This window comes from Streptomyces sp. NPDC058773 (assembly GCF_042746015.1).
Taxonomy (GTDB): Bacteria; Actinomycetota; Actinomycetes; order Streptomycetales; family Streptomycetaceae; genus Streptomyces.
On sequence record NZ_JBHYPE010000007.1, the window covers coordinates 26685 to 50781 of the forward strand.

The window sequence follows — 24097 nt, forward strand, 5'->3', positions numbered from 1 at the left end:
CCTACGCCGTCCCCGGCAGATGGGAGGCGAGGAACTCCCGCACGACCCGTGCGAACCCCGTCAGATCCTCGGTGTGGACGAAGTGGCCGCCCGCCAGCCGGACGACGCGGGTGCCGGGACGGCGTTCCGCCATGGCGCGGGCCTGCTCCGCCGGAATGATGCCGTGGGAGCCGACGATCAGCAGGGCGGGGCAGCCGCCGTCCGTCCAGTCGGCCCAGTGGTCGCCGACCGCCCGCGCATCGGACTCGGCGAGGTCTTGCGGGTGGAAGCCGAGCCGCCAACCACCGTGCGGGCCCCGGCGGAGGCCGTCCGCGCAGTAGGGGGCCATCCAGTCGAGGCCGTCGAGCAGTTCCTCACGGGTGGCCGCGAAGTACGGCAACCGGCTGACGAAACGCACCGGGTTGGCGTCGTCCGGGACCACCTCGGCCGGCCCCTCGGCGTTGACGAGCGCGCTCACCCGGTCCGGGTGACGGGCGGTGAACTGATAGGCGTTGATACCGCCGAGAGAGTGCCCGAGCAGCGGCACCCGCGCCAGGCCGAGATGGTCGAGGAGTGCCGCGACATCGGCGACGTATCCCTCACGGGTGTAGTCGGCGGCACGGTCCGAGTCACCGTGGCCGCGCTGATCCGGTGCGATCACCCGCCACTCGGGGGCCAGCTCCCGCGCCACGGCGGCGAAGCCGGCCCCCTCGGACATATGGCCGTGCAGCGCGACCAGGGGGCGGCCGGGCCCACCGAAGTCCAGGTAGGACAAGCGGCGCCCGCCGAGGGAGAGTTCGGCACGTAAGGGAATCATGGGGGAATGCTAGGCGCCCCCGGCTGTCCGTACGGGTCAGCCCCTGATGGAGAAGAAGATGGTGTCCTGGGTGTACCAGTCGAGGTTCTTCGTGGCGAACTCCCACTCAGTGTGCTCGAACTCCAACTTCTCGATGAGCAGCTGGAGTTCATACGTGAAACCGTCCAGCCGGTCCAGGACCGCGCGGTAGGCGTCCGCGGCGGGCTTGGCCTTGGCCAGTGGGAACATGCCGATGTGCGGGCCGTCCACGGGGTACGGGATGAAGAAGGGGATCTCTTCGGGGGGCCCGGAGAAGAGGTGGTCGTGCAGCAGCAGATCGGCGCTCACGCCCAGCCGGCGCAGCTCCTCGTCCAGCAGGCCGAAGAAGGTGCTGGGCTTGGAGTACACACCCAGGTCGGAGGGGTCGGAGCCATTGCGGTCGATGATGCGCTGGAGGGCGCTGTAGTAGGCGGCGGCCGCGTACTCGGCGTCTGAACTGGCATGACCGGCTACGAGATGGTCGAGCGCCTCCGGGATGGACAGACCCCAGTCGAGGCCCTGATGGTCGAGGTCGCGCTGATCGGCCTGCGCCAGCTCCCGCATGACGTCGAGGTTGCGCTGCTGGTCAGGCGTCAGCTTTCCGGCGGCCCCGAGAAAGGCCACGACGTCGGCTTTGTCGGCGGTGTTGAACGAAATGATCCGGCTCATGATCGCCATACTGTCAGCCACCACTGACATCGACCGCGGCGCGGCGGACGAGTGCGGTGCGCCCGGCAACCGGGTTTTCCGGCAAGCCCGTTCGCACGTCACGATTCCGTAATACGCCGATCCGGGCATGAACGTCCGGGGCATTTGCGGTATCTCACCTCGCAACAACGATGTGAGGAGTTGGAGATGCTTCGTAAGCATTTACGTCTGATCGCCGTGCCGGTCGCGGCTGTCGCCCTGCCCCTGACCGCTGTCGGCCACCAGGCCGGTGCGGCCGCCTCGGGCGGTGCGGCACGGGCCGGCAAGGCCGCTACGGCGACGGCCCCGTGCCTGGCCGATGCCACGACGCTGGTCGGCGATCTCGACGGTGACCGCCGCCCTGACAAGATCAGCAACCCCGGGCACACCGGCACCAAGATGACCGTCCAGTGGGGGAACCCGGACGGTTCGTTCGGCAAGAAGCAGGCCGTCAGCCAACTGCTGGGCGCCAAGAAGGGGGAGATCGCGTCCGCCGCGGTCGCCGACTTCCAGCGCGACGGCACCCTGGACATGGTCGTCAATCTCGTCACGCCGGCCGATGGGGACGACCCCTCGACGGCACGCGTCGCGGAGTACCGCCCCGGCCCGCTGAAGCGGTCGAACCTGGGCTCCGCCAAGGCCCGGCACTCCGACATCGGCGACCACGGCGAGGCAAAGCAGCTCCGGATCGCCAACTACGGCGGCGACGCGTACCCGGACCTCGCGATCCTCAACAACGCCGGTGACGGGTCGCTGGAGCGGGACGTGCGCCTGACCAAGCCGGGCAGCGGCCCGGGGGCGTACAACTACGAGTTGCAGGTGAAGTACGGCGAGTTCGGGACCCCGGCCGAGCCGCCGGCCATGCCCGGCGACGGCTGGCAGCATTTCTACAAGCGCTGCTCCTGACCGGAACGGGGCGCCGCCGGTCCGTTGACCACCGGCGGCGCCCGCCGCAGCTTCGATGCCTGACGGACTGCCTAGACCGAGCCGCCCCCGCCGCGCCCCCGCCCCCACACCGCCCGAGGCCCCGTCACCCGGGCGCCCAAAGCCTGGACGCGCTCGCGCAGTGCGCGGTCCGCGGTGATCACCAGGCAGTCGCGTCCACCGCCCTCGTCCGTGACCAGCTGCACGATCCGGTCGTCGCCGCTGCCGTCCGCCGGTACCACCCGGACGCCCTCCACGGACGCGACCCCACGCGCCGCGCCCTCCACCACCAGCACCATTTCCAGGGGCGGCGCCAGCAGCCCCGGCAGCCCCTCGGCGGTGTAGCGGGGCAGCGCGTCGCGCAGCCGTTCCGCCGCGCCGTGCCGGTCCCGCCACCAGCCGTCGGGCACCGAGCCGACGACGTTCGCGGCATCGACAATGACCAAGGAATCCATGGCGCCACCCTCCCACGCCGGACCGCTGCCGGCCCCGGCACACGGAAGCGCGGGCCGGCTCCGCCGAGCCGGCCCGCGCAATCCGCTGTCAGTCGTGCACCGTTACGCGGGCACGCTCGCGATGCCAGGGGCCAGGAACTTCTTGCCCCGCACCCGCTCGGAGACACCGGCCCGGTCCAGGTACGGCGTGATGCCGCCCAGGTGGAAGGGCCAGCCGGCGCCGGTGATCAGGCACAGGTCGATGTCCTGCGCCTCGGCGACCACGCCCTCGTCCAGCATCAGGCCGATCTCCTGCGCCACCGCGTCCAGGACGCGGTCGCGGACCTGCTCCTCGGTCAGGACGACATCGCCCTGCTTGAGGAGCGCGGCGACCTCGGGGTCCAGCTCCGGCTTGCCGGAGTCGTAGACGTAGAAGCCGCGCTTGCCCGCCTCGACGACGGCCTTGAGGTTCGGGGACACCTTGAAGCGGTCCGGGAAGGCACCGTTCAGGGTCTCGGAGACATGCAGACCGATCGCCGGGCCGACCAGTTCCAGCAGCACCAGCGGCGACATCGGCAGACCGAGCGGCTCGATGGCCTTCTCGGCGGTCTCGACCGGGGTGCCCTCGTCGATGACGTTCTGGATCTCGCCCATGAAGCGGGTCAGGATGCGGTTGACGACGAACGCCGGGGCGTCCTTCACCAGCACCGCGGTCTTCTTCAGCTTCTTGGCGACACCGAACGCGGTGGCCAGTGAGGCGTCATCGGTCTTCTCGCCGCGCACGATCTCCAGCAGCGGGAGGATCGCGACGGGGTTGAAGAAGTGGAAGCCGACGACCCGCTCGGGGTGCTTCAGCTTCGACGCCATCTCGGTGACCGACAGCGAGGAGGTGTTGGTGGCGAGGATCGCGTGCGCCGGGGCGACGGCCTCGACCTCGGCGAACACCTGCTGCTTGACGCCGATCTCCTCGAAGACCGCCTCGATGATGAAGTCGGCGTCGGAGAAGCCCTCGGCCTTGTCGAGGACACCGGAGACCAGGGCCTTAAGGCGGTTGGCCTTGTCCTGGTTGATCCGGCCCTTGCCGAGCAGCTTGTCGATCTCGGCGTGGACATAGCCCACACCCTTGTCGACGCGCTCCTGGTCGATGTCGGTCAGCACGACCGGCACCTCCAGGCGGCGCAGGAACAGCAGGGCCAGCTGCGAGGCCATCAGACCGGCGCCGACGACACCGACCTTGCTGACCGGACGCGCGAGGTTCTTGTCCGGCGCACCGGCCGGCCGCTTGGCGCGCTTCTGCACGAGGTTGAACGAGTAGATGCCGGCGCGGAGTTCGCCACCCATGATCAGGTCCGCCAGGGCCTGGTCCTCGGCGTCGAAACCGGCCTGCAGGTCGCCGTCCTTGGCGGCGGCGATGATGTCCAGCGCCCGGTAGGCGGCCGGGGCGGCGCCGTGCACCTTGCCGTCGGCGATGAACCGGCCCTTGGCGACGGCCTGGTCCCAGGCCTCGCCGCGGTCGACCTCGGGGCGCTCGACGCTCACGTCGCCCTTGAGGACGTTCGCGGTCCAGATCAGCGACTGCTCCAGGAAGTCCGCACCCTCGAAGATCGCGTCCGCGATGCCGAGGTCGAAGACCTGCTGGCCCTTGAGCTGCTTGTTCTGGTTGAGCGAGTTCTCGATGATGACCGAGACGGCCTTGTCCGCGCCGATCAGGTTGGGCAGCAGCGCGCAGCCGCCCCAGCCCGGTACGAGACCGAGGAAGACCTCGGGCAGCGAGAAGGCGGGCGCGGCCTTGGAGACCGTGCGGTACGAGCAGTGCAGACCGACCTCGACGCCGCCGCCCATCGCGGCACCGTTGTAGTACGCGAAGGTCGGCACGGCCAGCTGGGACAGCCGCTTGAAGACCTCGTGGCCGCCCTTGCCGATGGCCAGCGCGTCCTCGTGCCGCTTCAGCAGCTCGACGCCCTTGAGGTCGGCGCCGACGGCGAAGATGAACGGCTTGCCGGTGACGCCGACGCCGACGATCTCGCCGTCCGCGGCCTCCTTCTCGACCTGGTTGAGCGCGGCGTTGAGGTTCGCCAGCGAGCCCGGACCGAAGGTGGTCGGCTTGGTGTGGTCGAAGCCGTTGTCGAGCGTGATCAGCGCGAACCGGCCCGCGCCGTACGGCAGATCGAGGTGGCGGACGTGCGCCGACGTGACGACCTCGTCGGGGAACAGCTCGGCCGCACCCTTCAGGAGTTCGGCGGTGGTGGTGGTGCTCACTTGTCGCCTCCGGCGTCCTTGTGGTTCGGGTTCTCCCAGATGACCGTCGCGCCCATGCCGAAGCCGACGCACATGGTGGTCAGGCCGTAGCGGACCTCCGGCTGCTCCTCGAACTGCCGGGCCAGCTGCGTCATCAGCCGCACGCCGGAGGAGGCCAGCGGGTGGCCGAACGCGATCGCGCCGCCGTACTGGTTGACGCGCGCGTCGTCGTCGGCGATGCCGTAGTGGTCGAGGAAGGCGAGCACCTGCACGGCGAACGCCTCGTTGATCTCGAAGAGGTTGATGTCCTCGATGCCCAGACCCGCCTTGGCGAGCGCCTTCTCGGTGGCCGGGATCGGGCCGTAGCCCATGACCTCGGGCTCGACGCCGGCGAAGGCGTAGGAGACCAGACGCATCTTCACCGGGAGGCCGTTCTCCCGGGCGAAGTCCTCCGAGGCGATGATCGAGGCGGTGGCGCCGTCGTTGAGACCGGCGGCGTTACCGGCGGTGACGCGGCCGTGGGTACGGAACGGCGTCTTGAGGCCGGCGAGGTTCTCCAGGGTCGTCCCCGGACGCATCGGCTCGTCGGCGGTGACCAGGCCCCAGCCCGTCTCGCCGACCTCCGCGTTGGTGTTGCGCACCGAGACCGGCACCAGATCCTGCTGGATCTTCCCGTTCGCGTACGCCTTCGCCGCCTTCTCCTGCGAGCGCACGGCGTACTCGTCGGCGCGCTGCTTGGTGATGTGCGGGTAGCGGTCGTGGAGGTTCTCCGCCGTCATGCCCATGAACAGGGCCGACTGGTCGACGAGCTTCTCGCTCACGAACCGCGGGTTGGGGTCGACGCCCTCACCCATGGGGTGGCGGCCCATGTGCTCGACACCGCCGGCGATGACGGCGTCGTACGCGCCGAAGGCGATGGAGCCGGCGGTCGCCGTGACGGCGGTCAGCGCACCGGCGCACATGCGGTCGATGGAGTAGCCGGGGACGGACTGCGGGAGGCCCGCGAGGATGCCGGCCGTGCGGCCGATGGTCAGACCCTGGTCACCGATCTGGGTGGTGGCGGCGATGGCCACCTCGTCGATCTTCGCGGGGTCCAGGTCCGGGTTGCGGCGCAGCAGCTCCCGGATGGCCTTCACGACGAGATCGTCGGCGCGGGTCTCGTGGTAGATGCCCTTCGGGCCCGCCTTGCCGAACGGGGTGCGGACGCCGTCGACGAAGACGACGTCCCTAGCGGTACGAGGCACGTTGGCTCTCCTCCAGGTGCGGGATGGCACTGCTGCTGCGGGGCGCCCCGGAGGGCGCTTCCCCCCGACATGCTACTTACGGGTAACCAAGCTGCACACCCCCACCGCCCGGAGCGTTGAAGGTCACACCCGGTGGATGCTCCGGCGGCTCGGCAGCGGCCCCGCAACCGGTGGAAACCGGTGATCGAAAAGGGCTGAATGCCGTCGGGTCTTGGCGCAATTCATCCCATCACACACCTAAAGTGCACATATGGATACGAAGAGGAGTGGTGTCGTGGTCCGGCGCGGGCGTCCGGCGGGGCCGCGCACGATCGGACTGGTCTGTGCCGTCGCCGCCGCGGGCGCGCTGCTGTCGGGCTGCGGGAGCAGCGGCAACGACACGGCGAGCCCCCAGAAGAGCGCGGGTCCCTCACGGGCGGTGCCCGCCACCGGCCCCGCCTCCCCGACCGGTTCGCTCAGCGCGGACCAGGCTCAGCGCAAGGCCCTGATCCCCAAGATCAAGACGGACTACGAGCACGCGCTGAAGGCGGCGATCGCGACCGTCCCGTCCTCGGAGGCGATCGCCGCGGAACTCAAGGGGACGCCCGCCAGCCCGTATTGGGACACCGTGGTCGCGACGACCGACGGGACGGCGTACGCCGTGCGGGTCGACGCGGTCTCCGGTACGGCGGAGAAGCCGCGCGCCCAGTCGGACGACCCCGGCGACAAGCAGGAACTGGCCGCCCGGCTGTCCAAGGCCACCGTCACGGCCCAGCAGGCCGCGCAGACGGCGACCGAGAAGACGAAGGGCACCGTCACGACCATCGAGCTCGGCGACGCCGACCACGGCGACAACGACGACGTGGCGTGGACGGTGGGCGTGGTGACCGCCGACGACTGGAACGAGACCACCTACGAGATCGACGCCACCAACCGCAAGGTCCTGTGGATGCACGTCGACCAGGACTGACCGGCCGTCCGCAAACTGCCCCGGTCCGGAACTCCGGCCCGGGGCAGCCGCGTCAGCAGGCGTCCGTCAGCAGCGCCTCGGTGAGGATCGGCGCGACCTGCTCGATCTGCCAGGGGCGGGCGCCGTGGCCGGACAGCACCTCGGCGACCGATGCCCGGGTGGGCTCGGCCGGCGGTTCCCAGCACAGCCTGCGCACCGTGTCCGGAGTGATCAAGTTCTCCTGCGGGAGATTCAGTTCCTCGGCGAGCGCGGTGACCGCCGCGCGGGCGGCCGACAACCGGGCCGCGGCGGCCGGGTCCTTGTCGGCCCAAGCGCGGGGCGGCGGCGGGCCGTTGAGCGGCTGTCCGGGCTGCGGCAGCTCGCTCTCGGGCAGCGCACGGGCGCGGTCCACGGCGGCCTGCCACTGCTCCAGCGCCCGGCGGCCCATCCGGTGGCCGAAGCCCGGCAGCCCCGCCAGCGCGTGACTGTTCGGCGGCAGGCTCAGCGCCGCCTCCACGATCGCGGCGTCCCCGAGCACCTTGCCGGGCGAGACGTCGCGCCGCTGGGCGACCTGGTCACGGGCCGTCCACAGCTCCCGTACGACCGCCATCTGGCGGCGCCGGCGGACCTTGTGCATGCCGGACGTACGGCGCCAGGGGTCCTTGCGGGGCGGCGGCGGGGGAGCGGCGGCGATCGCCGCGAACTCCTGCCGGGCCCACTCCAGCTTCCCCTGCCGCGTCAGCTCCTCCTCCAGCGCGTCCCGCAGATCCACCAGGAGCTCGACATCGAGCGCGGCATAGCGCAGCCAGGGCTCGGGCAGCGGGCGGGTGGACCAGTCGACGGCGGAGTGGCCCTTCTCCAGGGCGAAGCCGAGCACGTTCTCGACCATGGCGCCCAGGCCGACCCGGGCGAAGCCGGCCAGCCGCCCGGCCAGCTCGGTGTCGAACAGCCGGGCGGGGACCATCCCTATGTCACGCAGGCACGGGAGGTCCTGGGTGGCGGCGTGCAGCACCCACTCGGCGTCGCCGATCGCCTCCCCCAGGGCCGACAGGTCGGGGCAGCCGACCGGGTCGACCAGCACACTGCCGGCGCCCTCGCGGCGCAGCTGTACGAGGTAGGCGCGCTGGCCGTAGCGGTAGCCCGAGGCCCGCTCGGCGTCGACGGCCACCGGGCCCGTACCGGCCGCGAAGGCGGCCACGACCTCGGCGAGCGCCTCGTCCGTGGCGGTCACCGGGGGGATGCCTTCGCGGGGTTCCAGGAGAGGGACCGGCGCCGGTCGGGGGTCCGGAGGTGAGTCTCCGGTCGCTCGCAGTGTCGTCTCTGTCGTCTCTGCTGCGGTCTTTTGGGCGTCGGTCACCAGTCAAGGGTATCTGTGTATGCACGTCGCCCGTCGAGGGAACGTTCCCTCGACGGGCGAGCCGGTCGTATGGATGGTCAGTGAATGATGCCGGTACGCAGGGCGACCGCCACCATTCCGGCCCGGTCACCGGTGCCGAGCTTGCGGGCGATACGGGCGAGGTGGCTCTTGACGGTCAGTGCCGACAGCCCCATCGAGACGCCGATGGCCTTGTTGGACTGGCCCTCCGCCACCAGCCGCAACACCTCGACCTCGCGCCCCGACAGCTCCCGGTAGCCGCCCGGGTGACCGGGGGCGCCCGGGGGACGGCGCTGCATCCGGGCCGCGTTGGCGCCGATCGGTGAGGCACCGGGGCGGCCGGGGAGGCCCAGGTTGGTACGGGTGCCGGTGACGACATAGCCCTTGACGCCGCCGGCCAGGGCGTTGCGTACCGCGCCGATGTCGTCGGCCGCGGACAGTGCGAGGCCGTTGGGCCACCCCGCCGCCCGGGTCTCGGACAGCAGCGTGAGGCCGGAGCCGTCGGGAAGGTGGACGTCGGCAACGCAGATGTCGCGCGGGTTGCCGACGCGGGGACGGGCCTCCGCGATGGACGACGCCTCGATCACGTCACGCACTCCGAGGGCCCACAGGTGGCGGGTGACGGTGGAGCGGACGCGAGGGTCGGCCACGACGACCATGGCCGTCGGCTTGTTCGGGCGGTAGGCGACCAGGCTCGAAGGTTGCTCGAGGAGAACAGACACCGGGCCTCCTGGGGGAGTGGCGGGGGACGGAGCCGGCTGGGGGGAGCCGGAATGATCCGTGTTTGAAGGGTCACTGACCTCTTCGGCAGCAATCCGGCGGGACTTTAGACTTTGATCACGATTTAGTTAGGGGCAATTCGGGCAAATCGGATGCGTGATCGATCAGGGTGAGCACCCAGTGCGCACCGAGGTGATCAGAGCCGTACGCGATGCCGCCCGGACCTCGTCAGCGGACCGGGTCGGGGCGAGACGGCGGAAGCGGGCGCGGCGCGGCCGGGCAGCGGAACGATCACCGGGAACGGCGGCGGGCGGGCACCCTCACCTGGGCCCGCCCGCGGGGAAACGCCGAGTTCAGCGCGGTTGTGCGCCGCGGCGCTGCGGCAGCGGGACGACCCCGCCGCGCGTCGTCATGTCGAGCGGGGCCGGCGGCAGGCCCGCCACCTGGCACAGCAGATCGCACCACGCCGCCAGATGCGCCGCCAGATCCGGCACCCCGCCGGGGCCCTCGGCCGGCGTCCAGGACGCCCGGATCTCGATCTGGGTCGCGGGTTCACGCGCCGCGAGCCCGCCGAAGTAGTGCGAGCCGGCCCGGGTGACCGTGCCGCTCGGTGCGCCGTAGTGCACCCCGCGCGCGTCCAGCGCCCCCGTGAGCCACGACCAGGACACCTCCGGCAGCAGCGGATCGGCGCCCATCTCCGGCTCCAGTTCCGCGCGCGCCAGCGTCACCACACGGAACGTGCCCTGCCAGGCGTCGTCCCCGGCCGGGTTGTGCAGCACCACCAGCCGCCCGTCCGCCAGATCCCGGTCCTCGCCGTCCGGACCCGCGCCGCGGTCGACGACCGCCGCCTCCAGCGCGTACGCGAACGGGGCGAGCCGCTTCGGCGCGGGCGTCGGATCGATCTCGATCTCCGGCCGCAGTCGTGCCGCGCGAAGCGCCTCGACCGCCCGACGGAAGGGGATCGGGGCGTCGTCCGCGCTGTCCGCGAGGTGTTCGTGAGCCGCAGCCATGCCCGGAAGATTAGGCGGAACCGGGCCCGCATATGGGGAGGACACCCGGTGCGCGCGTCGCCCATTCGGAGGTGCCCCCGGGCGCATGCGGAGATATCGGCCACCTGCCCCGATCGGCGCGTACGCCGTCGTGCGAAGATTTGGGGCGTGAGCGCCAACGACATCCCCCAGCAGCAGGCCGGTACCCAGGACTCGGCATTCCTCAAGGCGTGCCGGCGTGAGCCGGTGCCGCACACGCCGGTGTGGTTCATGCGTCAGGCCGGACGCTCGCTTCCCGAGTACCGCAAGGTCCGCGAGGGCATCGCGATGCTCGACTCGTGCATGCGGCCCGATCTGGTCACCGAGATCACGCTGCAGCCCGTGCGCCGCCACAACGTCGACGCCGCCATCTACTTCAGCGACATCGTCGTTCCCCTCAAGGCCATCGGCATCGACCTCGACATCAAGCCCGGCGTCGGCCCGGTCGTCGAGAACCCGATCCGTACCCGCGCCGATCTGGACCGGCTGCGCCCCATGGAGCCCGGCGACGTCCCGTACGTCACCGAGGCGATCGGCATGCTCGTCCGTGAGCTGGGCGGCACCCCGCTGATCGGCTTCGCCGGCGCGCCCTTCACGCTCGCCAGCTACCTCGTCGAGGGCGGCCCGTCGCGCAACCACGAGCGCACCAAGGCCATGATGTACGGCGACCCGCAGCTGTGGGCCGACCTCCTGGACCGGCTGGCCGACATCACCGCCGCCTTCCTCAAGGTGCAGATCGCGGCCGGGGCGAGCGCGGTGCAGCTCTTCGACTCCTGGGTCGGCGCGCTGGCGCCCGCCGACTACCGCCGCTCCGTGATGCCCGCCTCCGCCAAGGTCTTCCGCGCCGTCGAGGGCCTGGGCGTCCCGCGCATCCACTTCGGTGTCGGCACCGGTGAACTCCTCGGCCTGATGGGCGAGGCGGGCGCGGATGTCGTCGGCGTCGACTGGCGGGTCCCGCTGGACGAAGCGGCCCGCCGCGTCGGTCCCGGCAAGACGCTCCAGGGCAATATCGATCCGGCCGTGCTCTTCGCCCCGCGGGAGGCCGTCGAGACCAAGGCCCGGGAGGTCCTCGACGCGGCCGCCGGCCTGGAAGGCCACATCTTCAACCTCGGCCACGGCGTCCTGCCCACCACCGACCCGGACGCGCTGACCCGCCTGGTCGAGTACGTGCACACGCAGACCGCGCGCTGAAGGACGGGGCCGCCGGGCCGGGCCGCCGTACCGCGGTGTCAGACCCCGGCGGCCCGTACGGCGCCGGTCGCCTTGCGGGCCGCCACCAGGACCGGGTCCCAGACCGGGGAGAACGGCGGGGCGTAACCGAGGTCGAGGGCGGTCATCTGCTCCACCGTCATCCCGGCCGTGAGCGCGACCGCCGCGATGTCCACCCGCTTGCCGGCGCCCTCGCGGCCGACGATCTGCACCCCCAGCAGCCGGCCCGTACGGCGCTCGGCGAGCATCTTGACGTGCATCGGGCGGGCGCCGGGGTAGTAGCCGGCGCGGTTGGTGGCCTCGACGGTCGCCGTGACGAAGCGCAGTCCGGCGGCGTGCGCATGGCGCTCCAGCAGGCCGGTACGGGCGATTTCCAGATCGCAGACCTTGCTGACGGCGGTGCCGACGACACCGGGGAAGGTGGCGTAACCGCCGCCCACATTGGCGCCGATGACCTGCCCGTGCTTGTTGGCGTGGGTTCCCAGCGCGATGTGCCGGGTGTGCCCGGAGACCAGGTCCAGGACCTCCACGCAGTCGCCGCCGGCCCAGATGTGGTCCTGGCCGCGGACCCGCATCGCGAGATCGGTGAGCAGCCCGCCGGATTCGCCCAGCGGCAGCCCGGCCGCGGCGGCGAGCGAGGTCTCGGGACGTACCCCCATGCCCAGCACGACCACATCCGCCGGGAACTCGGCGTCGTCGGTGGTGACCGCGCGGGCGCGCCCCTCCGCATCCGTCAGCACCGCGGTCACGGTCGCCCCGCGCACCGTCTCGATGCCCATACCGCACATCGCCTCATGGACGAGCGCGCCCATGTCCGGGTCCAGGGTGGACATCGGCTGGGCGCTCTGCTCCAGGACGGTGACCGCGTAGCCGCGCCGGATCAGCGCCTCGGCCATCTCCACCCCGATATACCCCGCGCCCACGACGACCGCCCGACGGCCGGCCGACGCGGCGAGGGTGTCCAGCAGGGCCTGGCCGTCGTCGAGGTTCTGCACCCCGTGTACCCCCGGGGCGTCGATCCCCGGCAGAGGGGGGCGGCGCGGCCGGGCGCCGGTCGCCAGCACCAGCTTGTCGAAGCCGGTCCACGACTCCCGGCCGCCGTTGTCCAGCTCCCGGGTCCGCACCCGGCCGCGGTCCAGGTCGAGTTCGGTGACCTCGGTGCGCATCCGCAGATCGATGTCCCGGGCGCGGTGCTCCTCGGCCGTACGGGCGATCAGCGCGTCCGGGCCGTCGACCTCACCGCCCACCCAGTACGGGATGCCGCAGGCCGAGTACGAGGTGAAGTGGCTGCGCTCGAACGCGGTGATCGCCAGCTCGTCGGGCTTCCGCAGCCGGCGTGCCTGCGATGCCGCGGCCATCCCCGCCGCATCGCCCCCGACGACCACCAGCCGTTCCGCCGCCATCCGGGTACCCCTTCGTCGTGTGCCGCCGCGTCCTGCGCTGCGGCGACGGGTGAGTGTGCCGGCGCCGCCCCACCTGGAGGTGCGCCGGGCCGCGGGCGCCACGTTACGGTCCGTACGGCGTCCGCGCGGGGCGGCCGGGCCGACAACCGCACGCAGCGGAGGCTCAGCGCTCCAGGACCAGTGCGAGGCCCTGGCCCACGCCGATGCACAGCGCGGCGAGGCCGGTACCCGAGCCCAGGGCGGCGAGTTGGTGGGCCACCGAGCCCGCGAGACGGGCGCCGGACGCGCCCAGCGGGTGGCCGATCGCGATGGCGCCGCCACGCTGATTCACCACCGCGGGGTCGAGATCCGGCCACTGCCCGATACAGCCCAACGCCTGGGCCGCGAACGCCTCGTTGAGCTCGAAGGCCGCCACCTCGTCGAAGCCGCGCCCGGCCCGCTCCAGCGCGCGCCGCACCGCCTCCACGGGGCCCAGGCCGAACAGCTGCGGCTCGACACCGGTCACCGCGCTCGCGCGGATACGGGCCAGCGGCTCCCGGCCCGTGGCCCGCAGCCCCTCCTCATCGACCAGCAGCAGCGCGGCCGCACCGTCGTTGAGCGGTGAGGAGTTCCCCGCTGTGACCGTGCCGCCGGCCGGACGGAACACCGGCTTCAGCTTCGACAGCGACTCCAGGGAGGAGGCCTCCCGGATCGTCTCGTCACGCAGCAGCTCGACGTCCGGCAGCGGCACGACCTCGGCGTCGTAGGCGCCCTCCTGCCAGGCACGCACCGCCTTCTGGTGGCTGGCCAGCGCGAACACGTCCTGCTGTTCGCGGGTGATGCCGTGCTGGTCGGCGATCAGCTCGGCGCCCTCGCCCAGCGCGACCGTCCACTCCGGCTGCATCCGCGGATTGACCATCCGCCAGCCCAGCGTCGAGGAGAACATCTCCTGATGGCCCGCGGGGAAGGCGCGTTCGGGTTTGCGCAGTACATAGGGCGCACGGCTCATCGACTCCACGCCGCCCGCCACCGCGATATGCGCATCGCCGTGCGCGATGGCGCGGGACGCCTGGATGACCGCCTCCAGGCCCGACCCGCACAGCCGGTTCACGGTCACGCCGGGGACGGTCACCGGCAGCCCGGCGAGCAGGACCGCCATCCGCGCCACATTGCGGTTGTCCTCGCCCGCGCCGTTCGCGTCGCCGAAGCAGACGTCGTCGATGCGCGCCGGATCGAGGCCGGGAGTGCGGTCCACCAGGGCCTTGACCACATGGGCGGCGAGATCGTCGGGCCGTACCCCGGCCAGCGCGCCGCCGTACTTGCCGACGGGGGTCCGTACGGCGTCGACGATGTACACATCCCGTACGTGTGGGTCGGTCATCAGGCGCTGTCCTCGCTGTCCCGGCTCGACGTCGGTGGGGCGGCACGAAGATCGCCGCCCGCCGACCACGAGTCTTTGCCCGCCGCTGCCCGCTGTCAACGGGGCTCTCGGTCACCTTCCGAGGCGGCACCGGGCGCTCCGGTGCGCGCCCGCCGCGTCCGCCCCGGTGTCGCCTCCCCGGGCTCACGGCCACCGCGCACGACGGCACCACCCCGGTGGCCCCGCGAAGTGGCCTTCCCCCCTTGGCCCTTCGGCGGACCGCGGCCGTACGGGACGCCCTCCGTGCCGCGTGATCCGGTCACGGTCGTGTCAGTGGGCTCTGAGAGAGTGGAGGCATGAGCACAGCGCAGAGCCGTACGGGCCGCGGGACCGGCCATGCCGTCGTCATCGGGGGAGGAATCTCCGGGCTGGCGGCCGCGCACCGTCTGCTCGAAGGCGGCGCCCGGGTGACCGTCCTGGAGGCGTCCGGCAGGCTCGGCGGCAAGCTGCGCGCCGGTGCGATCGCGGACGTCCCCGTCGATCTGGGCGCCGAATCGATGCTGGCCAGGCGCCCGGAGGCGGTGGACCTCGCACGGGCCGTCGGCATCGCCGACCGGCTGCAGCCGCCCGCCACGGCCACCGCGTCGCTGTGGACCCGCGGCGCGCTGCGCCCGATGCCCAAGGGACATGTCATGGGCGTACCGGGAGACCTCGGTCTGCTCGCCGCCTCCGGTGTGATCTCCCCGGAGGGGATGGTGCGGATCACCGAGGACGAGACGCTGGAGCGGACCGAGGCCGGGGAAGACGTGGCGGTCGGCGCCTACGTCGCCGCGCGGCTCGGCCGGGAGGTCGTCGACCGGCTCGTCGAACCGCTGCTCGGCGGGGTCTACGCGGGCGACGCCTACCGCATCTCGATGCGCGCCGCCGTCCCGCAGCTCTTCGAGGCCGCCCGGTCGCAGCGCTCCCTGATCGAGGGCGTACGGGCCATCCAGGCGCGCGCCGCCGCCACCGCACCGCCGGGCGGGCCGGACCGGACCCCGCCGGTCTTCATGGGCATCGACGGCGGGATCGGGACGCTGCCGGGCGCTGTCGCCGACGCCGTACGCCGGGCCGGCGGCGAGATCCTCCTCGGCACCCCCGTAGAGGCCCTCCAGTGGTCCGAGGGCGAGGGCTGGTCCATCCGCCTCGGCGACCGGACGATCACGGCCGACGCGGTCGTCCTGGCCGCGCCCGCCGGCGCCGCGGCGGGCCTGCTGCGCGACGGGTGCCCCGACGCGGCCGCCGCGCTGGACACCGTCGACTACGCCTCGATGGCGCTGGTCACCATGGCCTTCCGCCGTGCCGACCTGGACCGGGTGCCGGACGGCAGCGGCTTCCTCGTCCCGCCCGTCGACGGCCGCCACATCAAGGCCTCGACCTTCGCCAGCCACAAGTGGGGCTGGATCGGCGCCGCCGACCCCGGCCTGTTCGTGCTGCGCACCTCCCTCGGCAGGTACCAGGACACCGCCGACCTCCAGCGCGACGACTCCGACCTGGTCGGCCTCTCGCTCGCCGACCTCGGCGCGGCGGTCGGCCTGACCGCGCGCCCGGTGGCGAGCACGGTCACCCGCTGGGAGGGCGGACTGCCGCAGTACTCCGTCGGCCATCTGGACCGGGTCGCCAGGATCCGGGAGGCGGTCGCCCGGATGCCCGGTGCGCTGCGGGTGTGCGGCGCGGTCTACGACGGCGTCGGCATCCCGGCCTGTATCGGCTCGGCGCGCCGCGCCGCCGACGAGCTCCTCGGCACCCTGACGCCGGACTCCGTCCCCGCCGAGTGAGAATGGACGACATGACAGACGCTTCCACTCCCGCTCCCGCGCCGCAGACCCCCGCGGCGCCCGAGAAGGTGCCGCACGCCGGCAAGAAGGCCAAGGACCTCAACGAGGTCATCCGCTACACCCTCTGGTCCGTGTTCAAGCTGCGCGACGTGCTGCCGGAGGACCGCAGCGGCTACGCCGACGAGGTCGAGGAGCTGTTCGCGCAGCTCGCGGCCAAGGACGTGGTGGTCCGCGGCACCTACGACGTGTCCGGCCTGCGGGCGGACGCGGACGTGATGATCTGGTGGCACTCGGAGAGCTCGGACGCCCTCCAGGAGGCGTACAACCTCTTCCGCCGCACCCGTCTCGGCCGCGCGCTGGAGCCGGTGTGGTCGAACATGGCGCTGCACCGCCCCGCCGAGTTCAACAAGTCGCACATCCCGGCCTTCCTGGCCGACGAGCAGCCGCGCGCCTATGTGAGCGTCTACCCCTTCGTGCGCTCCTACGAGTGGTACCTCCTCCCCGACGAGGACCGCCGTCGGATGCTGGCCGACCACGGCAAGATGGCCCGCGGCTTCCCGGACGTGCGCGCCAACACCGTGCCGTCCTTCTCGCTCGGCGACTACGAGTGGGTGCTGGCCTTCGAGGCAGATGACCTCTACCGCATCGTCGACCTGATGCGTCACCTGCGCGGCTCCGAGGCGCGGATGCACGTCCGCGAGGAGATCCCGTTCTTCACGGGCCGGCGCAAGCCCGTCGCCGAGCTGGTCGCGGGTCTGGCGTAGCGGACGCGGGGGTCCGGCCGGGGGCCCGGACACGGCACCGCGGGCCGTCCCTCGGGGGACGGCCCGCGGTGCGGCGGGTCCTCGGCTACTTCCCCGGCAGCGCGTGCTGGGCCCGGGTCGCCTGCTGGCCCGGTACCGGCTCGGCGCGCGGCGCGCAGTACGCCCGGTGCGCCGGGACCTTCCCGTGCAGCAGATACGCCTCGGCGTATTTGGTCACACAGGCGTTGTCGTTGAAGGCGATGCCGTGGGTGCCCGCCCCGTTCTCGGTGACCAGCGAGGAGCCGGGCAGCCGCCGCTGGAGTTCCAGCGCGCCCCGGTACGGCGTCGCCGCGTCCCGCTCGGCCGCCAGCAGCAGCACCGGCGGCAGCGCACCGGGCTCGGTGTGGACATCGAGCGGACCGCGCCGCCCGTGGAGCACGCCGTCGACCTGGGTCCTGGCCACATGGCCTGCGGCATCGGCCAGGTCCTGCCCGGCGGCGGGGTGGTCAGCGCGGTGCTCGGCGGCCTGGAGTTCGGCCGCGGCCGACGCCGAGTGGCCGGGCCAGTAGGCGCACGGCAGGTTCATCCAGGCGTTGTCCCAGGTCTCGAACGGGGCGATCCGGGCGATCTCGGTGTTGTCCCGGTTCCAGGTCCGCCAGTCGTGCGGCCAGGGCGCGTCATTGCACTCCACCGCCGTGTAGACGGCGTTGCTGTTCTCCTCCGCGGCGGCACCGGTGTCCCTGGGCAGCGCCTGGGCGATCAGCGGCTTGGGGTTGCCGTGCAGATACCCGGAGAGCGCCTCGGCGCGCATCGGCCAGAAGGCGTCGTTGTAGCCCGTCTTGAGGAACGCCGACTGCAGCTGGCCGGCGCCGATCTTCCCGTTGAGCGGAGTGCGGCGCAGCGTGCTCGCGGCCTTGTCGTAGGCCTGCTGCACCGCCTTCCTGGTCGTGCCGAGGTGGTACCGGCCGTCGTGCCGGGCCACCCAGCGCAGCCAGTCGCCCCAGCGGCGCTCGAAGGCGACGTCCTGGTCGAGGTTGTTGCGGTACCAGATCTGCCGGGGCGACGGATTGACCACACTGTCGAAGATCATCCGCCGGACGTGGCCGGGGAAGAGCGTCGCATAGACCGCACCGAAGTACGTGCCGTACGAGGCGCCCATGAACGTCAGCTTCTTCTCGCCGAGGGCGGCCCGCAGCATGTCCAGGTCGCGGGCGTTGTTGACGGAGTTGTAGTACGGCAGGGCCCCGCCGGCCCGGCGGACGCAGCCGCGGGCGTACTCCTTGGCCTCCGCCCGCTTGCGCCGCTTGAAGGCCGCGTCAGGGTGCATCCGGCTGTCGGTGGGCGCCTTGGCGAACTCCTTGGGGTCCTGGCACGACAGCGGCGCCGAACGGCCCACCCCGCGCGGCGCATAGCCCACGAAGTCATAGGCACGCGCCAGCCGGCTCCACTTCGGGAGCGCCCCGTAGAGCGGGAACTCCATGCTGGAGGCACCGGGGCCGCCGGGGTTGAAGACCAGTGCGCCCTGCCGCTCACCGCGCGCCGTGGCGCGGACCCGGCTGACGGTGAGGTGGATCTTCCTTCCGTCGGGGCGCGCGTAGTCGAGGGGAACGGTGAGTCTGCCGCACTCGACGGACGACGGCAGATGCTCCACCGCCGCACAGCGCCCCCACTGGATGCGGTGCGCCACGGGTGCGGGTGGCGCGGCGGCGGGCCCCGTGGCGCCGCCTGCCGGGGCAGTGGCGAGGGCGCTCACCAGCAGCGACCCGATGGTGCCGTACAACGCAAGTGCTCTCACTGGCCGTCCCTTCGTGTGTGCATACAAAAGGGATAGTTGGGGCGGCGATTGTCGATGTAAAGCACCTGGCTCCGGTGTCGGAGGCTATGCCCCGGAAGAGTGGAGCGCCGCGCGCAACGCGGGATCGGTGAGGGCGGCGGGGCCGCGGAGGGCAAGAGTGACCAGGGAGGCCGGCAGGGCGGGCGAGGCGGGGGAGCGGCCGGTACGGGGCAGCCGCCGTTCGCCGGCGGTGGTGGCCCAGTCGCTGTACGGGTGGAGTTCGAAGCGGGCCACGGCCCAGCTGCCGAGGGTGATGATCAGCGGCAGCGAGCACCAGGCCAGCAGCAGCCCGGTGTCCGCGCCGGCCGGTGCCGTCCAACAGGACGCCGCGGCACACAGCAGCACCAGGACGGTGGCGCCCTGCACCAGACGGACGGCGCCACCGACGCCCGGACGGACCGCGGCGGGAACCGCCAGCCCGTCGGTCACCAGCCGGTCGCCCATCTCCCGCACCGTGTCGTCACCGGCCAGGGCGTCTCGTATCGCCGGTATGCGGCGCTGCCCTTCGGGACCGATGGCGGTGAGGGCGGCACGCTCGACCGCGTCCTTGCCGACCGGGTCGACGACGGTGGCCCAGCCGGTGTCGGCCAGCAGCAGCCGCCGCTGCTGGGCCATCAGCACCAGCACCACGTCGGCGAGCCGGTGCGGGCCGCCGGAGAGGTACGCCATCTCGTACAGGGTCAGCCCGGAGCCGCGGTGGTCCGCACCGGCCCTGTCCGGGACGGTTCCGGGCGCCCGCCGCGGGGCCGGACCGGGGGTGGCGCGTGCGGCGGCGACCGCCGCACGGCAGAGGAGCGCACAGGACAGCACCGCCGCCGAACAGGCGACGAGGAGGAAGGACAGCCACATGCCGGAATTCCTATGCGAGAGGCCACGACAACCGCCACAACCTCCACAAAATGTCTCAGTATGCGGGCATGGGTTCGGGGGTGGGCCGGGCGGCGACGTGGCACCACCCGGAGGGTCGGGCGGGCGCGGTCAGTCCCGGCGCCAGATGCGCTGTACGGCCCGTGCCAGCCGCGCCACGGGGTGCGCGGACGGCGGCTTCGGACCGGCCCGCTCCCGCCACCAGCGCGCCAACTGCCGCCGCGCGACCGGGTCCTCGGGACGGCCCCGGCTCAGCAGATGCACCGCGAAGTCCAGCGCGTCCTGGCGGTAGCCGCCGCTCATGGGCCGGTTGCGGGCATGGTCCGCGAAGGCGGCCCGGTAGTCCGCGCCGAGGATCTCGGGCAACTCGGGCGCGACCTTGGCGACCACCGCGGCCCGCTTGGCGGCCAGCGCCCGGCTCTGCACCCGCAGCCGGGCGGGGTCGAAGCCCTCGGGGACGGGCGTCCCGGCGACCAGCGCGGACAACAGCGCGGCCTGCGCCAGTGCCAGCCGCTCGCGGGCCGCGTCGGCGTTGCCGGCGGTGGCGGTGGCGGTGGCTTCGGTGTCGGCCTTCGTGCCGGTGCCGGTGCCGGTGTCCGTGACCGATGGGGCGTTCGTCGGCGGCGGGGCGTCCGGCGCCGGCGGGGTGTCCGCCGGCGGCACGGTGTCCGGTACCACCTCAAGCCGCCTGGTCATGGCGGGCCTCCTTCAGCACGGCGCGTATCGCGTCGAGTTCACCTGCCAGTTCCCCGCCCTCGGGGAAGTCGTCGTCCCGCTCCAGGAGCACGCCGGGCGGGGTGACGCGGGCGCACAGTTCGGCGAGGACGTCCAGCACCGGCCGGCTCACCGGGTGGGCATGGCTGTCGTGCCACACCCCGTCCCGCTCCACCCCGCCCGCGACATGGACGTACGCGAGGGCGTCGAGCGGCAGCTCGTCGAGGGCGGCCGCTGGGTCCTGGCCCCGGTTGATGTGGTTCGTGTGGAGGTTGGCGACGTCGATCAGCAGCCGCACCCCGGTCCGCTCGACGAGCTCGGCCAGGAACTGCCCCTCGGTCAGCTCCTCGCCCGGCCAGTTGATGAGAGCGGCGATGTTCTCCAGCGCCAGCGGTACCGGCAGGGCGTCCTGGGCGATCCGTACGTTCTCGCACAGCACGTCCAGGGCGTCATGGGTGCGCGGCACGGGCAGCAGATGCCCGGCCTCCATACGGGGCGAGGCGGTGAGCGGGCCGCCCGCCCGTACGAAGGCGATGTGCTCGGTGACCAGCGGTGCGCCGAGCGCCTCGGCACGCTCGGCGAGCGCGTCGAGGCGGCCGGGGTCCGGACGGTCGGCACCGCCCAGGCCGAGCGAGACCCCGTGCGGGATCACGGTCGTGCCGCGCTCGCGCAACTCCTGCAGGGCTGACGGCAGATGGCCCGGACAGAGGTTCTCCGCCACCACCTCGACCCAGTCCACCCCGGGCAGCTCCGCGATCTCCGCGGCGATCTCCGGCCGCCAGCCGATACCCGTCCCCAGGCGCTCCATGGCTCCCCCTCTCGCTCCGTGGTGTCGGTACTCATGCCGCACCCGGCCGGGCCGAACCCTGCACCGGCCGAGTTCAGAGGTTGATTTGAGCTTCACCGCTGCCCTTGTCGCCGCTGCCGCCTCTGCCGGTTTGCGCGGGCGCCGAGGGCGGTCCGCCGTCGCCCGCCGGTCCACTCCCACTCGCCCCCTCAGCCGGTGTGCGGCAGCGTGCTCCGCAGTGCGGGGTGGTCGGCGACGACCGTGCAGGAGCCCGGGGCGATCTCCGTGAAGCCGGCGTCGCGCACCACGGGGAGGCCGCTGCGGGTGAGTGCGTCCCAGTCCGCGCGGTCGGCGGACCGTACGGACAGCGGGAAGCCGGCCGCGCGCCAGGCCGCCCGCTCCGCCGCGGACAGCCCCCACCACGCCAACTGCGCGCCGTGTCCGGCCTGCGCCATCTCCTTGCCCGCCGACATCGTCAGCTCGGGGCTGAACCACAGCACCGGGCCCGCGGCGGGGGCACCGGGCGGCTGCGGATCGTCCAGTTCCGTGCCCGAGACCTGGAGGCGCGCCAGATCCTTGGGCCACCCGTCCAGCGGGACCGGCGGGAAGACCCGTACCTCGGCCTCGTCGCCGGTGACCGTGATGCCCGGCAGCGCCGCGGCGCGCCGCCATTCCGCGCCGCGGGCCCGCCGCACGACCTTCCGGATCCGGGCGTCCTGCCAGTCCCGCACCGCCGCGGCCCACTCGCCGTCCCCGGCCGACCGCTCGTCCGACAGCAGCACCAGCACCGCCCGCGCCGCCGTCTCCAGCGCGTCCGTCCGGGCCGGCGGCGCGTCCCGCTCGATCCGTACGACGAGCGGCAGGACGAACTGTGGTGCCGTGTCCGGGTCGGTCTTCGGGTGCTCGACGGGGCGCTCGGCGCTGTTGCCGGACTGTCCGGCGGTCTCGGTGCTGGTCACCCGACAAGTCTGCCAGCCGCCACCGACAGCGCCCCTGCTCCGGTCCCGCCCGGGTCCCGCCCGGATTCCACTCCGATCACGCTCCGGTCCTCTTGCGATCCCGCCCGGTCCCGGCGCCTGGCCGTCGTACGGCGGCTTCGAGGGCCAACACCGCCGGTGTGGGGGGATGTTGAGGCGTGCGTGGCGCGCAGGGGAGGCGGCCCCGGGCGGGCACAAGGCGGTCGGTCCGGCTACCGTCGGGGCGGTGAGTGGCGGGGGCCGCCAGAGACAGCGGAGGGGCCGGGGCGTATGAGGCTGGACGGGGTGGGGCGGCGGTACGGGGTGCGTGGCCCGTGGGTGCTGCGGGATGTGGAACTCGACGTGCCCGAGCGCGCGCTGCTGCGCGTCGAAGGCACCAACGGCAGCGGGAAGTCCACGCTGCTGCGGCTGCTCGCCGGTATCGACCGGCCCAGCACCGGACGGATCACCGGCCGTCCGCGTACGGCCTATGTGCCCGAACGCTTCCCGGCCGCCCTGCCCTTCACCGCCGTCGGCTACCTCACCCACCTCGGACGCATCCACGGCCTGGGCGGCCCCGAAGCGGCCCGCCGCGTCACCGAGTGGCTCGAACGCTTCGGGGCGGCCGGGCATGCGCGGACCCGGCTGGCCGAGCTGTCCAAGGGGACGAGCCAGAAGGTCGCGGTCGCCCAGGCGCTGCTGGCCGAGCCCGCTCTCCTGATTCTGGACGAGGCCTGGACCGGGCTGGACCGGGGCGCGCGCGAGGTGCTCGACCGGGCGGTCGCCGAACGGGTCGCGGACGGCGGCACCGTCGTGTTCGTCGACCATGACCCGCAACGGCTGGCGGGCGGCGCCGACGCCCGCTACCGGGTGGTGGACGCACGGCTGCTGATCCATGAGGAGGGCGGGGCGGCGGCCGGTACGACGGACGTCGCCGGTCCCCGGGTGCTCATCGAGGCCGAGGGGGCACCGGGGAGCCTGCCGCCCGCCGGAGCCCCGCAGTTGCCCGGCGGACCGGAGATCACGCCGGGACCGGACGGCACGACCCGGCTGACGGTTCCGGCCGTCCACTCCGACGCCCTGCTGCGCGCCCTGCTCAGCGCCCGGCCGCCGTGGCACATCCGGTCGGTGACGGCGGTTGGTTCATGGCCGCAGGATGCTGGGCCTGGGCCTGTCCCTGTCCCTGAACCCGTTCCTGGTCCTTTTCCTGATGCTGTTCCCGGCCCGGTGCCTGGTGCCGACGACACCGCCTTCGCATCTCGCCAAGCCCCCGCTCCCCACACGACCCCGGCGTCCCGTGGCGCCGCCGCATCCGATGAGGCTCCCCTTCCGTGATCGCTCTTCTCCGCTATCAGACGGCGTTGCTCATCGGTTCGCACCGCTGGCTGCCGCCGGTCATCCTCTACGCAGCCTGGCTGGCGATCGGCGTCCAGAGCGGTGGCCCGATCCTCGATGCGTTCGGCTACGCCGCCGGAGGGCTGCTGCCGGCCGCGGTATGGCTGACCCGGGTCTGTGTCACCAACGAGCCCTCGGCCGCCCGTAGTTGCGCCGCGGCCGCCGCCGGGCCCGGCCGGGTGCACCTCGCCTGTGTACTGACCGCGGCCGGCTCCGCGCTGCTGTTGGGGGTGCTCGGTACGACGGTGGCCGTGCTGCTGTCGGACCCGCATTCCACCTACCACCGGGTGGCCGTCCCGGTCCTTCCCGCGGCTCTCGCCGGGCTGCTCGCCGCGCTGGTGTGCCTGCTCATGGGCGTCGCCATCGGCGCGCTGAGCAACTGGCCGGTGCTGCGCAGCACCGGCTGGAGCATCCCGACGGGACTGGTCGGTGCCCTGCTGCTGTTGGTGCTGGGCGCCTCGCCCGCCAACGCCGCCGTCTCGGGACTGGTCACCGGCTCCGCCCACGGGACGATCAACACCCCTTGGCTGCCGCTCGCCGCCACTGCCCTGATCGCGGCCGTCGCCATCGCGTCCGCGTGCGCCCTCAGCGCGCGACGCGGCTGAGGCGGGGCGAAGAGGAGGGCCTGTACGTGGGCCTCA

Annotated in this window: 20 protein-coding genes and 1 pseudogene; 7 read left to right on the forward strand and 14 right to left on the reverse strand. The window is 72.8% G+C overall.

Going from position 1 to position 24097, the window contains the following annotated elements; genetic code table 11:
- Window position 1: 1 nt before the first annotated feature.
- Window positions 2-796 (reverse strand): alpha/beta fold hydrolase, encoded by a 795-nt coding sequence (locus ACFW5B_RS08540; protein ID WP_386435256.1) that lies wholly within the window; start codon window positions 794-796, stop codon window positions 2-4.
- A 36-nt stretch (window positions 797-832) separates the two neighbouring features.
- Window positions 833-1483 (reverse strand): hypothetical protein, encoded by a 651-nt coding sequence (locus tag ACFW5B_RS08545; protein WP_386435259.1) that lies wholly within the window; start codon window positions 1481-1483, stop codon window positions 833-835.
- 186 nt (window positions 1484-1669) lie between these two features.
- Here ACFW5B_RS08545 and ACFW5B_RS08550 point away from each other — a divergent pair, with 186 nt between their 5' ends.
- On the forward strand, window positions 1670-2407 hold the full coding sequence (locus ACFW5B_RS08550) for an FG-GAP repeat domain-containing protein (RefSeq protein WP_386435262.1): 738 nt from the start codon (window positions 1670-1672) through the stop codon (window positions 2405-2407).
- 71 nt (window positions 2408-2478) lie between these two features.
- Here ACFW5B_RS08550 and ACFW5B_RS08555 read toward each other — a convergent pair whose 3' ends face one another.
- From ACFW5B_RS08555 to ACFW5B_RS08565, 3 genes are all read right to left on the reverse strand, one after another.
- Window positions 2479-2880: an NTP pyrophosphohydrolase gene (locus ACFW5B_RS08555; protein ID WP_386435264.1), complete on the reverse strand. Its 402-nt coding sequence runs from the start codon at window positions 2878-2880 to the stop codon at window positions 2479-2481.
- 102 nt (window positions 2881-2982) lie between these two features.
- Window positions 2983-5118 (reverse strand): 3-hydroxyacyl-CoA dehydrogenase NAD-binding domain-containing protein, encoded by a 2136-nt coding sequence (locus ACFW5B_RS08560; protein WP_386435267.1) that lies wholly within the window; start codon window positions 5116-5118, stop codon window positions 2983-2985.
- A complete protein-coding gene (locus ACFW5B_RS08565; protein WP_386435270.1) occupies window positions 5115-6341 on the reverse strand; it encodes a thiolase family protein in 1227 nt (408 codons plus the stop codon). Before ACFW5B_RS08565 ends, ACFW5B_RS08560 begins: the two co-directional genes overlap by 4 nt.
- A 250-nt stretch (window positions 6342-6591) precedes the next feature.
- On the opposite strand from ACFW5B_RS08565, the gene ACFW5B_RS08570 reads away from it, so the two are divergent.
- Window positions 6592-7290, forward strand: coding sequence for a PepSY domain-containing protein (locus ACFW5B_RS08570; protein ID WP_386435272.1), 699 nt, complete (start codon window positions 6592-6594; stop codon window positions 7288-7290).
- 52 nt (window positions 7291-7342) lie between these two features.
- Here the strand turns inward: ACFW5B_RS08570 and ACFW5B_RS08575 are convergent, their stop codons facing one another.
- The 3 genes from ACFW5B_RS08575 to ACFW5B_RS08585 form a co-directional block, all read right to left on the reverse strand.
- Window positions 7343-8626, reverse strand: coding sequence for an HRDC domain-containing protein (locus ACFW5B_RS08575; protein WP_386435275.1), 1284 nt, complete (start codon window positions 8624-8626; stop codon window positions 7343-7345).
- A 77-nt stretch (window positions 8627-8703) separates the two neighbouring features.
- Complete coding sequence (locus tag ACFW5B_RS08580; RefSeq protein ID WP_018088879.1) at window positions 8704-9366, reverse strand: response regulator transcription factor; 663 nt, start codon at window positions 9364-9366, stop codon at window positions 8704-8706.
- A gap of 351 nt (window positions 9367-9717) precedes the next feature.
- Window positions 9718-10374 (reverse strand): DUF3000 domain-containing protein, encoded by a 657-nt coding sequence (locus ACFW5B_RS08585; RefSeq protein WP_386435279.1) that lies wholly within the window; start codon window positions 10372-10374, stop codon window positions 9718-9720.
- A gap of 147 nt (window positions 10375-10521) precedes the next feature.
- Between ACFW5B_RS08585 and hemE the strand changes: the two genes are divergently transcribed.
- Complete coding sequence (gene hemE / locus ACFW5B_RS08590; protein WP_386435282.1) at window positions 10522-11583, forward strand: uroporphyrinogen decarboxylase; 1062 nt, start codon at window positions 10522-10524, stop codon at window positions 11581-11583.
- 38 nt (window positions 11584-11621) lie between these two features.
- On the opposite strand, the gene ACFW5B_RS08595 is transcribed toward hemE, so the two are convergent.
- Both ACFW5B_RS08595 and ACFW5B_RS08600 read right to left on the reverse strand, forming a co-directional pair.
- A complete protein-coding gene (locus tag ACFW5B_RS08595; protein ID WP_386435285.1) occupies window positions 11622-13004 on the reverse strand; it encodes an FAD-dependent oxidoreductase in 1383 nt (460 codons plus the stop codon).
- Window positions 13005-13167: 163 nt separating this feature from the next.
- Window positions 13168-14364, reverse strand: coding sequence for a thiolase family protein (locus ACFW5B_RS08600; protein WP_386435288.1), 1197 nt, complete (start codon window positions 14362-14364; stop codon window positions 13168-13170).
- Between the two features lie 335 nt (window positions 14365-14699).
- Between ACFW5B_RS08600 and hemG the strand changes: the two genes are divergently transcribed.
- Together hemG and hemQ are read left to right on the forward strand one after the other, a co-directional pair.
- On the forward strand, window positions 14700-16160 hold the full coding sequence (hemG, locus tag ACFW5B_RS08605) for a protoporphyrinogen oxidase (RefSeq protein ID WP_386435290.1): 1461 nt from the start codon (window positions 14700-14702) through the stop codon (window positions 16158-16160).
- 2 nt (window positions 16161-16162) lie between these two features.
- On the forward strand, window positions 16163-16924 hold the full coding sequence (gene hemQ, locus ACFW5B_RS08610; protein ID WP_386435293.1) for a hydrogen peroxide-dependent heme synthase: 762 nt from the start codon (window positions 16163-16165) through the stop codon (window positions 16922-16924).
- A gap of 85 nt (window positions 16925-17009) precedes the next feature.
- Here hemQ and ACFW5B_RS08615 read toward each other — a convergent pair whose 3' ends face one another.
- The 4 genes and pseudogenes from ACFW5B_RS08615 to ACFW5B_RS08630 all read right to left on the reverse strand — a co-directional run bounded on the left by ACFW5B_RS08615 (window position 17010) and on the right by ACFW5B_RS08630 (window position 22064).
- Window positions 17010-18698 carry an alpha/beta hydrolase gene (locus ACFW5B_RS08615; RefSeq protein ID WP_386435295.1) on the reverse strand — a complete coding sequence of 563 codons (1689 nt, stop codon included), beginning with the start codon at window positions 18696-18698 and terminating at the stop codon, window positions 17010-17012.
- 84 nt (window positions 18699-18782) lie between these two features.
- Window positions 18783-19586 carry a TIGR04222 domain-containing membrane protein gene (locus ACFW5B_RS08620; RefSeq protein WP_386435298.1) on the reverse strand — a complete coding sequence of 268 codons (804 nt, stop codon included), beginning with the start codon at window positions 19584-19586 and terminating at the stop codon, window positions 18783-18785.
- Between the two features lie 129 nt (window positions 19587-19715).
- Window positions 19716-21126, reverse strand: a pseudogene (locus tag ACFW5B_RS08625) (DUF692 domain-containing protein).
- 188 nt (window positions 21127-21314) lie between these two features.
- The gene (locus ACFW5B_RS08630; RefSeq protein ID WP_386435301.1) at window positions 21315-22064 is read right to left on the reverse strand and encodes a peptidyl-tRNA hydrolase; all 750 of its coding nucleotides are present in this window, start codon (window positions 22062-22064) and stop codon (window positions 21315-21317) included.
- 288 nt (window positions 22065-22352) lie between these two features.
- Between ACFW5B_RS08630 and ACFW5B_RS08635 the strand changes: the two genes are divergently transcribed.
- Window positions 22353-23396 carry an ATP-binding cassette domain-containing protein gene (locus ACFW5B_RS08635; RefSeq protein ID WP_386435304.1) on the forward strand — a complete coding sequence of 348 codons (1044 nt, stop codon included), beginning with the start codon at window positions 22353-22355 and terminating at the stop codon, window positions 23394-23396.
- Complete coding sequence (locus ACFW5B_RS08640) at window positions 23393-24061, forward strand: ABC transporter (RefSeq protein ID WP_386435307.1); 669 nt, start codon at window positions 23393-23395, stop codon at window positions 24059-24061. Before ACFW5B_RS08635 ends, ACFW5B_RS08640 begins: the two co-directional genes overlap by 4 nt.
- Window positions 24062-24097 lie beyond the last annotated feature (36 nt).